Annotated in this window: 9 protein-coding genes and 1 tRNA gene; 5 read left to right on the top strand and 5 right to left on the bottom strand. The window is 64.6% G+C overall.

Going from position 1 to position 12,403, the window contains the following annotated elements:
- Window positions 1-148 precede the first annotated feature (148 nt).
- Both FPY90_RS05690 and FPY90_RS05685 read left to right on the top strand, forming a co-directional pair.
- Window positions 149-271, top strand: coding sequence for a hypothetical protein (locus FPY90_RS05690; RefSeq protein WP_498684370.1), 123 nt, complete (start codon window positions 149-151; stop codon window positions 269-271).
- 143 nt (window positions 272-414) lie between these two features.
- Window positions 415-2,982, top strand: a complete 2,568-nt coding sequence (locus FPY90_RS05685) for a hypothetical protein (protein ID WP_498684368.1) — start codon at window positions 415-417, stop codon at window positions 2,980-2,982.
- Between the two features lie 314 nt (window positions 2,983-3,296).
- Here the strand turns inward: FPY90_RS05685 and FPY90_RS05680 are convergent, their stop codons facing one another.
- The 3 genes from FPY90_RS05680 to FPY90_RS05670 all read right to left on the bottom strand — a co-directional run bounded on the left by FPY90_RS05680 (window position 3,297) and on the right by FPY90_RS05670 (window position 4,517).
- Complete coding sequence (locus tag FPY90_RS05680) at window positions 3,297-3,596, bottom strand: MGMT family protein (RefSeq protein ID WP_498684366.1); 300 nt, start codon at window positions 3,594-3,596, stop codon at window positions 3,297-3,299.
- Window positions 3,593-4,150: a DUF488 domain-containing protein gene (locus FPY90_RS05675; RefSeq protein WP_498684364.1), complete on the bottom strand. Its 558-nt coding sequence runs from the start codon at window positions 4,148-4,150 to the stop codon at window positions 3,593-3,595. The genes FPY90_RS05680 and FPY90_RS05675 overlap by 4 nt, the downstream gene beginning before the upstream one ends.
- A gap of 294 nt (window positions 4,151-4,444) precedes the next feature.
- Window positions 4,445-4,517 (bottom strand) — tRNA-Lys (locus FPY90_RS05670).
- Between the two features lie 244 nt (window positions 4,518-4,761).
- Here FPY90_RS05670 and FPY90_RS05665 point away from each other — a divergent pair.
- Together FPY90_RS05665 and FPY90_RS05660 are read left to right on the top strand one after the other, a co-directional pair.
- Window positions 4,762-5,697, top strand: coding sequence for a 2-hydroxyacid dehydrogenase (locus tag FPY90_RS05665; RefSeq protein ID WP_307583813.1), 936 nt, complete (start codon window positions 4,762-4,764; stop codon window positions 5,695-5,697).
- Window positions 5,698-5,938: 241 nt separating this feature from the next.
- Window positions 5,939-8,071: a catalase gene (locus FPY90_RS05660; RefSeq protein ID WP_498684362.1), complete on the top strand. Its 2,133-nt coding sequence runs from the start codon at window positions 5,939-5,941 to the stop codon at window positions 8,069-8,071.
- An 86-nt stretch (window positions 8,072-8,157) separates the two neighbouring features.
- On the opposite strand, the gene FPY90_RS05655 is transcribed toward FPY90_RS05660, so the two are convergent.
- On the bottom strand, window positions 8,158-8,640 hold the full coding sequence (locus FPY90_RS05655; protein ID WP_071216566.1) for a GNAT family N-acetyltransferase: 483 nt from the start codon (window positions 8,638-8,640) through the stop codon (window positions 8,158-8,160).
- A gap of 334 nt (window positions 8,641-8,974) precedes the next feature.
- Complete coding sequence (locus FPY90_RS05650) at window positions 8,975-9,391, bottom strand: CBS domain-containing protein (RefSeq protein WP_071216565.1); 417 nt, start codon at window positions 9,389-9,391, stop codon at window positions 8,975-8,977.
- Window positions 9,392-9,795: 404 nt separating this feature from the next.
- On the opposite strand from FPY90_RS05650, the gene FPY90_RS05645 reads away from it, so the two are divergent.
- Window positions 9,796-12,309: an ATP-dependent DNA ligase gene (locus FPY90_RS05645; RefSeq protein WP_498684361.1), complete on the top strand. Its 2,514-nt coding sequence runs from the start codon at window positions 9,796-9,798 to the stop codon at window positions 12,307-12,309.
- Window positions 12,310-12,403 lie beyond the last annotated feature (94 nt).

The following is a 12,403-nucleotide window of genomic DNA, read 5'->3' as shown; positions in this document are numbered from 1 at the left end:
GTGATTCCATGAACGCGCGGCATGCCAAATACCTTGATTTCATGCGGATTTCAGCGTCTTTCCAGGTGTGAAACTTGATGCTTTGGCGTCTTCGGGGAAGAAAAGCATTTTGTGATGGTGGGCACAATTCACGATTCGGGCCGCTTTCGTGACTGAACAGCTCGAACGCGTCGCATCCGAGGTGTTGTCCGAGGCCGCGTTTTTCGCCCACGAGACCGTAATATTGCACCCCGTCATCTCATTTCTGGCCTTCATCATTGTCCGTGAATAATTCGTTACTAGTCAGCCGGTGAAAGTGCCGGGAATTGTAGTAATGTTCGTGACGGTCGGCCTGGGGATAGTGCTCGTGCGGGCCAACCGACTCGCAGGAACAGTACGGGGCAACGGCCTCTTGGGGGAATCATCTTGAGAAGAATGACAGCAATTTTGATGGCGATGCTCGTCGGTTTGGCGGGGGTTCTTGCCGCCGGCGGCCCGGCCGCCGCCGTGACGGGCTCGTTGAGCCTGAGTGTCCAGTCGGCTTCGCCCGGCGACAGCTGGGTGCAAATGACGGTCACGGCAGAAGGGGTGATCGGCAAAAAGGTCACCCTGCAGATGCAGTCGGGGACAACATGGAAAACGGTTCAGACTTCGGATTGGACGGTGGATTTCGACGGTGAAGAAATCGTGTTCGATCACGATTTCACCGATTCCGGTTCCAAGACCTTCCGGGCAGCCCTCAGCTCCGGGACCACTGCCTCTAGGACAATCACTGTCGCATCACCGATTCCGGCGCCCCATTTGAAGCTGACCGCCACGGCTCCAGGCCCCGGCGAAGCAATTGTTTCGTTCAACGTGCTCGGCAACGGGTTGGAAGGACATCAGGCTCGGCTTCAGGTGCTGCGCGGGTCCACGTGGGCGACCGTCGCCACGAGCGAACAGTTCTACGGCCACTTTGACGAGGAGGTCAACCTCGAGCACGAGCTAACTTCTTCAGGAAAGTTCACCTACCGCGCAGTCGCCTTTCAGGGCACCACAGCCAAGCCGGTTTCAAACATCGTGACGGTCACCTCGTCGATCCCGGTGCCCAGCCTCAAATTGACGGTGCAGCAGCCAACCAAGTGGGACACTTCTGCAAGCTTTAATGTCCAGGGTCGAGGGCTGGCAGGGAAGAACGTCAGCCTTCAGGTGCTCCAAGGCACAGCGTGGAAAACGGTGGCGACAACTGGAGCGTTCGACAACCACTTTGATTCCCAAGAGGAATTGACCCACGATGTGACCGCTCCAGGAAAGTTCACTTACCGTGTGGTGGCTCTCGCCGGGAGCAAGGTCGCAGCAGTTTCCAATAACGTGGTCGTCCTCTCGTCGATTCCGGTGCCAACACTGAAGCTCGCATCCGCTCCCCGCAAGACGTGGGAGAACCAAGCCACGTTCACCGTGGTTGGGTCGGGCCTGCTGGGGCAGGCCCCGGTCCTTCAGCGGCTCGTCGGCAAGACCTGGACAAAGGTTGAAGTCGGGGCAAGGTTTGGTGACCACTACGCGGAAGCCATGGAAATGCCCTACAAGCTCACCGGCAACGGCACCCATTCCTTCCGGGTCGCCGTCCTGTCCGGCACGAGCGTGAAACACACATCGCCGATCCTGAAGCTCGCCTATGATGCGCCAACAAAACCTCGGCTCCAGCTTGTCATCCCCGACAAGAACATCAATGTGGCTGTCGTCAAGGTGACCGACGGACGCGGACTGACCGTCAGGCTGAAGCAGGTTGCCGGCAAGGACGTGACGCTGTGGCAGGCTTCGAAGCCCGCCACAGCCAGCAGCTACACGCTGCGCATCCCGTTCAAACTTGCCAAGACCGCGAACATTGAACTTCGGGCCGAAGGCGCCAAGCCCGGCCAGGGAACCGCGTACTCGTCTGCGGCGGGGTACCGCGCCCTCGCCGGCACGGGGCCGTCGAAGCCCTTCGTCAGCCTTCATGCCAGCGGGCAGCAGCACAACCCCAAGAAGACGTTGAAAATTCAAGGCGACCTGCCCGAGGGCAGCGTTCTATCCGTCCAGGCGCTGAAGGGCAAGACCTGGAAGCAGGTATGGACGCGCAAGATCGCCGTCGAGGGGTATTCCGCCAACGCCAGCTTCACCATTGGGAAGGAAGGAACCGTTGCCCTGCGCGCGGTAGTCACTCGAGCCGGAAAAATCCAGGCGACTTCCAAGGCAACGACCGCGAAGTACGCGAGGAAGACCACCAAGGGCTACCTGGGTGGATGGGGGAACCTGTTCCAGGATGCCGAGGGGCACATTGCCGCCGGAGATCGGCGTTCGGATTCGGTGCAACTCAGCTACATCCTCTCCACAAGGACCGCCTACCTCCAGCAATACCGCGGCGGCAAATGGAAGAACGTGCAGAAGATCATCCTGAAAAAGGGCAAGTATGGCGATGCCACCGGCCGTTTCACGACTCCGAAGGAATCGGCAACCGTCTCCGTCAAGTACCGGGTCCGGGTGTCCGAGACTGCCTACGAAAAGGCCTGGACCAGCCCGTCCACGAAGATCAAGCACATGAACCCGAAGCACTACAAGGGATACATCAAGACTGCCCATGACTACATGAAGCGTTACTGCCCGAACCAGGTAGTGGTCTATGCCCCGAAGAAGTACGGGGGACAGCTGAACTACTCCAGCACCGCTTGGTACCCGTCCTACCGCATTGAAATGTCCCCGAACTATTCCAAGGGCGGCGGCATGAAATTCGTGGCCCTGCACGAATGCGCCCACATCCGGACATTCAAACTCGCGGTCAAGCTTCACGGGGTAAACGGCATGGGGAAAATGGAGGCCCGGCTGAACAAGATCTATGGCCGGAACAATGGCGGCGGCACCGAGCAGGTGGCCGACTGCATGGCCAAGGCCATGGGCGGAGACATCAGGAACGCCGGCTACACCAAAAAATGCTCCGGGAATCGCGGGACCGCCGCCAAGAGAATCCTTGCCGGCAAGATGCCGTAGCCAGGGGGTGCCGTGAGGCCCGGAGCGGTGTGCTGGAGCCCGAGGCGACCCGGGGCCGGCGCGGCCAAAGGGAAACCCGTCACGTACCGACCGGAGGGTCGAGGCCACCGGCACTGCCCGGTACCCCGGGGAGGCCGTTTCATCCTCGGCCCAGAAGATCCGGCAACAGGCCGGTTCTGGATTGAAGCCGGCCCTGAAACCGCGCAAAACGCGGTCTGCACCCACGCGACGGGCCGAATCCCGAGCGGCTTTCGATCCCGCCGGGGGATCGGCAGCACCGTCGACACCGCGTCGAGAACGCCTTGCCGCTGCGCCTATTCCTGACCGGGGATTCCACCGCCGCGGATCTTCCCGATGTCGACGCGACCGTCGCGGAACGGGACGCCTTCGGCCTCCAGCAACGCCCGCGCGCCTCCGTCGTGGCAGGTCGCCGGCGTGCCGTCGGCATACACCACCCGCCACCACGGCACATCCTCGTCGAGCCGGGCAACCAGGCGGCCGGCCTGGCGCGGACCGACGCCCGCCAAGCGTCCGATCTCGCCGTAGCTTGCCACGGTTCCCGCAGGGATCGACACCACGATTGCGCGGACAACCTCCACCGGTTCCATGCTCATTCCCCTTCGGGTGAGGGATAGGTGATCTTCCCGTCGTGCACCTGGGCAAAGGCCGTCAGCTTCGCGTGCCGGGTGGAGCTGGGCGACATGATGTCCAGGACTTCGGCCCCCGCAACGATCAACGCATCGGTGACCAGTCGGCGGTGGCAGCGCCACGGGACCGCTTCGCTGCACATGATTGCCGGCACCGAGTGCCTCGCGACGGCCAGGAGTTCAGCGAGCCCGGCGGCGAAAGCGTCGGTGGACATGTAATCGGCATAGTCTCGGAAGGCCTTGACCTTCCACCCGTCGTTGGGGGTTTCCGCGCCGGCGGGTGTGTGCCGGCGCCCGCCCAGATCCCTGATCCAGTGGTAGCCGATGCCGACAGGCAGTTCCGCTTCGATCGATGCCTGGTTCCACTGCGGGAACTTCCTCGAGTTCGGAAACGAACGCACGTCCACCAGTTCGGTGACGCCGTTTGAACGCAGCATCTGCACCACGTCGTCAAACTCCCGGGTTGAATGGCCTATCGTCATCACCCGGGGGGCCGCCTGCCCCATGCTCTTCGTTCCCATTGTTGCCACCCTGTCGCCGGTCGTCCCGGAAGCGTCCTTCAAGGCAGCGTCGCATGCCGTCGGCGTCGGCGCAACCGTTGTGCGCCAGTGCCGAGGGCAGCCTCCCATCCGTGTTGCGGGGCGCGCAATGGGTGCAACGGGCTTTGCGGGACAGTGGCCGGCCCGGAAAAGCCCCGTCATCCGGCGGGCAGGGGAGTGCGGCCCACGCCGTGTCGCGTGCTGCGGATGCCTCGTGCGGGTTCCGGGAAAAGCAGAAGGCCCGGTTCGCTATGGCTAACCGGGCCTTCGTGACTGTGCACCCCTCGGGACTTGAACCCGAAACCCATTGATTAAGAGTCAATTGCTCTGCCAATTGAGCTAGAGGTGCGGCTGTTGTTTCGCTGGAAGTTCGTGGCTCCCGCGCTCTGCAACGACATGAAACTCTACCAGCTTGACGGCCGAATGCAAACCGAAACGGTAGTTTGCGATTGACGTCACAAACATCGACTTGAGTTGGGACGTTGCAGGGTTCCGGATGTCGGCGGCGGTGCCGCGTCATATGCGCACGCATTTATGTCCATGCAGCGTTTCATCCTTGGGTCGGCCCCCGGCGGCGACCTACGCTGATGGACATGAACCCGATTCGCGTTGTGAGCTTTCCCAGTACCCAACTCCTCGAGGCCGTTGGCCCGTTGCCCGCAGGCATCGTGGCCGGCGTCTGGGACATCGAAGGGGAGCCCGCGGGGGTGAAGCTGGAGGAGATCGACGTCGCGATTTTTCCCTACATGGCGAACTTCTCGATGCTGCAGGGAATCGGGCGGGCCAGGAACCTGAAGCTGGTCCAGACGCAGACCACCGGATACGACGGCGTGCACGACCTGGTCGGTCCCGGCGTTTCCGTCGCCACCGCGGCCGGCGTGCATGCGGCCTCGACGGCCGAACTGGCCGTGGGCCTGGCCATCGCCTCGCTGCGCGGCATCGGGGAGTCGGTGCGCGACCAGGCCGCCAACAGATGGAACCCGGCGCGCTGGCCCGGGCTGGCCGACCGCAAGGTCGCCATCGTGGGCGTCGGGGGAATCGGCGAGGAAATCCGCAAGCGGCTCGATCCATTTGAAGTCGAGTTGAGCCGCTTCGGCACCCGTGCCCGCACCGACGAGCACGGGGAAATCCTGGCGGTCGGCAACCTGCTGGACCACGCCAAGGACATCGAGGTGCTGATCCTGATCGTTCCGCACAACGCGAGCACCCACCACCTGGTTGACGCCGAGCTGCTGGCCGCCCTGCCCGATGGTGCGGTCATCGTGAATGTCGCCCGCGGCCCGGTCGTGGACACCGATGCATTGGTCGCCGAGCTGCAGACCGGACGGCTGCGCTGTGCCTCGGATGTTTTTGATCCCGAGCCGCTTCCGGCCGACCACCCGATCTGGCAGTTGCCCAATGCCCTGGTCGTGCCGCACAACGGCGGGAACACCGAGGCGTTCCTGCCGCGCATGACCGCGTTGCTCAAGCGGCAGCTGGTCGCGTGGGCCACGGGAACGACGCCGGAAAACCTGGTCCAGGCCCCGTAGGGCCGCCCTCCCTCCGGGCGTCGGGATGCCGACGGCGGGGACGGGGCCCGCGGCCCGCTTCATCCGGCGGGGCCTGCGTGGTGCACTTCCCTTGACTCGGGCCGGGTGCACGGGCCTACGGTGGATGTGTCGCGACCGCCGCCAGGGTGCCGAACACGAGGTGCTTGCAGTGGCACCGGCGCAATGCCCATGTTCCATCGACCGTGTCCCCCGCGGGCACCGAGCGAAAGCGAGTCCTGGCATGAACAGCCCCAACCCCAAGCCCGTCGTTCCCCAACCCCTCCAGGCCGGCAAGGCCAACGCGAACGCAAACCCCGACCACCCGCAGGGCAGCGACCTGACCACCAGCCAAGGCGCACCGCTGCGCGACACCGACCACTCGCTGAAGGCCGGCCCGCGCGGCCCGATCCTGCTCCAGGACCACCACCTGCGGGAGAAGATCACGCACTTCGACCACGAACGGATCCCCGAACGCGTGGTCCATGCCCGCGGCGCCGGCGCCCACGGGGTGTTCACCAGCTACGGCACCGGCTCGCGCATCTGCAGCGCAGGTTTCCTCGCCGAGGGGGCCACCACCCCGGTCTTCGTGCGCTTCTCCACCGTCGCCGGGTCGCGCGGCTCGGCCGACACCGTCCGCGACACCCGTGGCTTCGCCACCAAGTTCTACACCTCCGAGGGCGTCTTCGACCTGGTCGGCAACAACATCCCGGTCTTCTTCATCCAGGACGGCATCAAGTTCCCCGACGTGGTCCACGCGGTCAAGCCACACCCGGACCTGGAAATTCCCCAGGCGCAATCGGCCCATGACACGTTCTGGGACTTCGTCTCGCTGCACACCCAGGCCCAGGCGCACACCATGTGGTTCATGAGCGACCGGGGGATCCCGCGCTCCTTCAGGATGATGGAGGGCTTCGGGGTGCACACCTTCAGGATGAGCGGCCCGGACGGGTCGACCTCGTTGGTGAAGTTCCACTGGAAGCCACGGCTGGGCGTGCATTCGCTGGTCTGGGAAGAAGCGATGCTGGCAAACGGCGCGGATCCCGACTTCCACCGCCGCGATTTGGCCGAGGCCATCAAGGCCGGGGCCTTCCCCGAATGGGAGCTGGGCGTGCAGGTGTTCGAGGACAACGAGGAACAGATGTTCCAAGGCATCGACCTGCTCGATCCGACCAAATTCGTGCCCGAGGAGCTGGCACCGGTGATGACAGTGGGCAAGATGGTGCTGGACCGCAACCCGTCCAACTACTTCGCGGAGACCGAGCAGGTGGCCTTCCACCCGGGGCACCTGGTGCCGGGCATCGACGTGACCAACGACCCGCTGCTGCAGGTGCGCCTCTTCTCCTACATCGACACCCAGCTCACCCGCCTCGGCGGACCGAACTTCTCACAGCTGCCCATCAACCTTCCCCATGCCCCGGTCAACGACATGCTGCGGGACGGCATGCACCAGGGCTACATCCACGAGGGGATCGCGCCCTACCACCCGAATTCGCTGGACGGGGGCTGCCCGTTCATGGCCGGAGAGGGATCCAACACGTCGCTGCCCTTCATCGACGTGCCCGAACGCGTCGCCGAATCCGTCAAGGAACGCGCCAATCCGGTGTCCTTCGACGACCACTTCTCCCAGCCGCGGATGTTTTACCGGAGCCTGTCGACGCTTGAACAGCTCCATGTCCAGCAGGCCTACGCCTTTGAGCTGGGCAAGTGCGCCAGCGAGGCGGTGCGGACCCGCCAGCTCCAGGCCCTGGCCAATATCGATGCGCAGCTCTGCGCCGCCGTGGCCCGGGAACTGGGGCTCCCCGCAGCGGAAGCGGACACCGAAGTGCAGGACGCGGAGTTGTGCCCGTCGGTCTCGCAGATCGGGAAAAGCTGGCCGGTGGACGGCCGCGTCGTGGGGATCGTGGTCGGCCACGCAACCGAGGCCGCGGTGGTCGAACGGCTGGTCGCCGAGACCAACCTGGCGGGCATGACCCCGCTGCTGGTGGCCCCCATCGGCGGCTCGCTGGCCGACGGGTCGCCGGTGGACCGGACGCTGCTCACGGCCCGGTCCATCGAGTTCGATGCATTGGTCGTTGCCGAGGCGCTGGCTCCGGCACCCGGGGCACGGGTGGACCGGGACACCAAGGCGGGTGCCGTGGTGCCTCCGGAGGCCGCCGGCCTGGATCCGCGGCTGGTGCTGCTGCTGCAGGAGGCCTACCGCCAGTCCAAGGCCATCGTGGCGGTGGGGCAGGCGGCAAAGGTGCTCGAACGGTCGGGGTTGCCCGCCTCGGACTTCGGCGTGGCCACGGCCGCAGTGGAGGAGGCGATAGCGGGGGTGGCCGAACTGCTGGCCGGACACCGCGCGTGGGCCCGGTTCGACACGTCCACTTCCTGAGGGCCATCGCCTCGGCGGCGGAGAGCCATTGCAGAGGGCCGGCACCGGAGCGATTCCGGGGCCGGCCCTCTGCATGGGTGCTGTCCTCAGGTGCCTTGCAGCGGCGCCCCGTTGCAGAACGCCGACTGCGTCCGAAGCTGTCCCTGTGCGGGGACCCCGGACCAGACGGCTACCCGCGTTCCTTCGCCCTGGTGCTTGGCGGTGCTGCGCCGCTTCGGGGAACCGGTGTAGCGGACCCGGTCCATGGGCCGGTGCGGCACCGTCGAGCGAACCAGCAAACGGTCCTGCCACAGCTCCGGCACGAGACAGGAATACTCCGGTCGTTCAAGCATGAAGATACGCATTGCCGGACAGAACGGCATAATGGCAAGACGCCGCCGTAGGACGTCTTCGAGGATGTGCAGGAGCAGGTACTCGATGACTTCTTCGGACTTGTACCGGCGCTTGAGTTGGGTGTAGTGCAACCACAACTCTTGGCCGCGCATGCTGTACTGAACGAATCCGGCCAGGTCGCCGCGCTCGTAGAGTTGGTAGCGACGCAGTTTCTGGTTGTTTTCAATGACCCGCATGCGGATCACCGCCCAATGTAGTTGCCGGGATGGCAGGCTGGAACCCCGCGACGTGCGGTCGGAGTTCGTTTTTTCCCCATTGGAGATGGGAGACGGGGGCACATGATGATGGGCCAAGGTGCAGCTTCATGGAATGCTCCATTCAAGATAACCATGGCCCGCTGCTGAACCGATTTCAGCGTATCGACAAGTCTGGAAGGCGACAAGGACTCATTGTTCCGAGTCGGCTTCCGCGGGGAAGACAACCAAAGCGCCTTGGCAAAAAGCCAAGAAAGGGGCGCGACAAGGCACGCAGTGGGTACCCTGTCCCGCCCCTTCGAAGATTCTCCGGGGGTTAGTCGAAGGAGATGAACTTGACCAAGTCGCCGACCCTGTCCTCGGGATAGTTCTTGGCGATATCCCCTTGGCTGAGCATGCCGACCAATGTGTGGCCGTCAATCACGGGCAGCCTGCGAATCTGGTGCTCTTGCATGGTCCTGATTGCTTCCTCGACGCTGTCGTCGGCCCCGATGGTGACAGGTTTCCCTTCGCCGAGCTCACCTGCCCGGGTGTTCCGCGGGTCCCCGCCCTGGGCCAGGCACTTGGTGACGATGTCGCGGTCCGAGACAACGCCCTTGAGCCGGTTGTCCTCCCCACAAATGGGCAGCGATCCGACGTCGAGTTGGAGCATCTTTCGTGCCGCTTCATCGAGGGTTTCATTCTCGCCGATGCATTCGGCCGAGCCGGTCATGATTTCGCGTGCGGTTGTCATGGTTCCTCCTGCGTGGCTTGGATTGGATTTGCCTGCCTCGGGTCCGCATTCGCCCCAGGCCTTCGGGGGTCCGGCCGGCAGGGCGGGCCGGGTTTCCTTCCCCCTGCCCGGTGGGCGGATGCAGCGCATGAATCCCGGACCGGCCCCGGAGGGATGGTTTGCTCCTCCTGCGGGGACCGGGTCCGGTCGGAAACCTCCGGCGTTTCCCACGCTACGGACGGGCCACAGCGCTGTCCAGTGATTTGCACGCCACGGCGAGAACAGGCTGGCGATGCGCCTACGGCCGGGAACCCCCGGTGCCAAACCGGGCGGCAGAGCCACCAACGATGAGGTGCCGGGATGACAAACACTGGTCTTCGGCCCCGGGCCGCGGCACAGTGGTAGAGAACCGAAGGGAGGCACCCATGGCACCGAGGAATTCCGAGGAAACGGTATCGATTGCAGGACGGGTGCTGCGGGTCAGCAATCTCAGCAAGGTTCTATACCCGGAGACGGGGACCACCAAGGGTGAGGTGCTGGACTACTACGCCCGAGTTGCGCCGGCGCTCGTTCCCCTGGCGGCCCGGCGGCCGGCGACCCGCAAACGCTGGGTCAACGGGGTCGGAACCCAGGAAAAGCCGGGCAAGGTGTTTTTCCGCAAGGATCTTGAGGACTCGGCCCCGGACTGGATCCCGCGGGGAACCATCAAGCACAAGGACCACGAGAACATCTATCCGCTGGTGGACGATGCGGCGGTGCTCACGTGGCTGGGACAGCTGGCGGCACTGGAGATCCATGTGCCCCAGTGGCGTTTCGACAGGGAGATGGCCCCGGCGAATCCCGACCGCATGGTGCTGGACCTGGACCCGGGTCCGGGCGTCGATCTGGCCCAATGCGCCGTTGTTGCGTTGCTGTGCCGCGAGGTGCTCTCCGGCATGGGACTTGAGGCCTATGCCGTGACGTCCGGCTCCAAGGGGATCCACCTGTATGCCGGCCTCGATGGAACCCATACCTCGGACCAGATCTCACAGGTTGCCCGCGAGCTGGCTCGACACCTCCAGCAGGATCATCCGGAACTGGTCGTGGCGGAGATGAAGAAGTCCTTGCGCGAGGGCAAGGTGTTCATTGACTGGAGCCAAAACAACGCGGCCAAGACCACCATCTGCCCGTATTCGCTGCGCGGACGAACGCGGCCAATGGTTGCCGCACCACGCACCTGGGCGGAGATCGGGGAGCCGGGCCTTCGCCAACTCGACTTCCACGAGGTGCTCGAACGCGTGGAAGCGGGACTCGATCCGATTTCGACGCTGGGCCGGGCGGTGCCCCCGACATCCGATCGGCTGGAGACCTACCGGTCCAAGCGGGACGCGGCATCCACTCCGGAACCAATTCCCGAACCGGCCGCATCGGCGCGTGCTTCCGGGGGCGAGGTGGGCTTTGTGATCCAGGAACACCACGCCCGGGCCCTGCACTGGGACTTCCGGCTGGAGCACGACGGCGTCCTGGTTTCCTGGGCGGTACCCAAGGGCCCGCCCCTTCAGAGCGGTGTCAGCCGCCTGGCGGTGATGACCGAAGACCACCCGCTGGACTACGGAGAATTCGAGGGGACGATCCCCGCTGGCCAATACGGTGCCGGGACCGTGGAGATCTGGGACAGCGGTTCCTGCCGGATCGAGAAGTGGAACGAGGGCGCAGAGGTCATCGCCGAGCTGCGGGGGAGACCGGACGGAGGGCTCGGCGGAGTGGCCCGACGCTATGCGCTGATCCATGCCCCGCGCATGGGCAACGAGAAGAACTGGCTGCTGCAACTCATGAAGGAGCAACCCCGCGAGAACGGCACCGGCCACGACGCAGATGCAGGCCGTGGAACGACCAGGCACGCCGAGAAATCGCCCAGCGCAGCCAAATCTTCCTCGCAGTCCCCGGAGCGCGCGAAACAGGACCTGCCGCGCGCCATGTTGGCCACCGCCGGAAAACCCGGTGAGCTCGATGAAGACGAGGCCTGGGCCTACGAAATGAAGTGGGACGGGTACCGGACCGTGGCCGGCGTCGCGGACCGGCAGGTCACTTTGCACAGCCGAAACGGCAACGATCTGACCGCCCAGTACCCGGAGCTGCAGGAGCTTGCCGACCGGGCTCCGGAGGGTGCGGTCCTGGACGGGGAGATCGTGGCATTGGACAGCAACGGCCGACCGGATTTCGGCCTGCTGCAGACCAGGAGCGAAGCCGGAAAGAAGAACGGTGGAGGTGCCAAGGCACCCATGGCCGAGGTGCACCTGATGCTGTTCGACGCGCTTCGGCTGCCGGCCATGGATGGGAAGCGGGGCAAGGCCGGGGACCGCCCAGGCACGGTGGAGGATTTGATGTCCCAGCCCTACGTCGAGCGGCGGCGACGGCTGGCCGAACAGGTCGCCGAAGGCAAACACATCCATGTACCCCCTGTCCACGATGGAACGTTGGAAGAGGCAATGGAATCCAGTGCCGAGTTGGGCCTGGAAGGCGTGGTGGCCAAGCAAGCGTCCTCGACCTACCGCCCGGGCAAGCGCAGCAAAAGCTGGGTCAAGTTCAAGAACGAACTGCACCAGGAGGTGGTGGTCATTGGCTGGCGGCAGGGCAACGGCGCACGCAGCGACACCCTTGGCTCGTTGCTGCTGGCGGTGAATGAAGATGGTGCGTTGCACTATGCCGGGCGAGTGGGAACCGGGTTTTCCGCCGACGAACTGCGTCGAATCCGTAGTGAACTCGAGCCACACCGGCGCAACACCCCTGCTGCCAAGGATGTGCCCGGCATCGACCGCGCCGATGCCATCTGGGTCTCACCCAAGTTGGTCGGCGAGGTCCGGTACACCGAACGCACCCGGGACAAGAGGTTGCGCCACCCGGTGTGGCGCGGGTGGCGCATGGACAAGGAACCAGCAGCGGTGCGATGGGAAGCTTGAACCGGTGGCTGCGGAGCCCTTGAAATTGGTTGCGGCAGTGTCCTCGATGAAGTAGGACTGGCCCAGGAAGAACTTTCGTGGCCTCGGGCAGGAC

The sequence above is a fragment of the Arthrobacter sp. C2 genome, from assembly GCA_024207135.1.
GTDB lineage: Bacteria > Actinomycetota > Actinomycetes > Actinomycetales > Micrococcaceae > Paeniglutamicibacter.
The sequence above is the reverse complement of the archived record's forward strand: the minus strand, read 5'-3'. Positions and strand labels throughout refer to the sequence as shown.

What these genes read in the sequence shown, in the direction of transcription:
- FPY90_RS05660 (WP_498684362.1), top strand. Translation starts at nt 5,939, where the DNA reads ATGAACAGCCCCAACCCCAAGCCCGTCGTTCCCCAACCCCTCCAGGCC.
- FPY90_RS05665 (WP_307583813.1), top strand. Translation starts at nt 4,762, where the DNA reads ATGAACCCGATTCGCGTTGTGAGCTTTCCCAGTACCCAACTCCTCGAG.
- FPY90_RS05645 (WP_498684361.1), top strand. Translation starts at nt 9,796, where the DNA reads ATGGCACCGAGGAATTCCGAGGAAACGGTATCGATTGCAGGACGGGTG.
- FPY90_RS05655 (WP_071216566.1), bottom strand. Translation starts at nt 8,640, where the DNA reads ATGCGGGTCATTGAAAACAACCAGAAACTGCGTCGCTACCAACTCTAC.
- FPY90_RS05680 (WP_498684366.1), bottom strand. Translation starts at nt 3,596, where the DNA reads ATGAGCATGGAACCGGTGGAGGTTGTCCGCGCAATCGTGGTGTCGATC.
- FPY90_RS05650 (WP_071216565.1), bottom strand. Translation starts at nt 9,391, where the DNA reads ATGACAACCGCACGCGAAATCATGACCGGCTCGGCCGAATGCATCGGC.
- FPY90_RS05685 (WP_498684368.1), top strand. Translation starts at nt 415, where the DNA reads ATGACAGCAATTTTGATGGCGATGCTCGTCGGTTTGGCGGGGGTTCTT.
- FPY90_RS05675 (WP_498684364.1), bottom strand. Translation starts at nt 4,150, where the DNA reads ATGGGAACGAAGAGCATGGGGCAGGCGGCCCCCCGGGTGATGACGATA.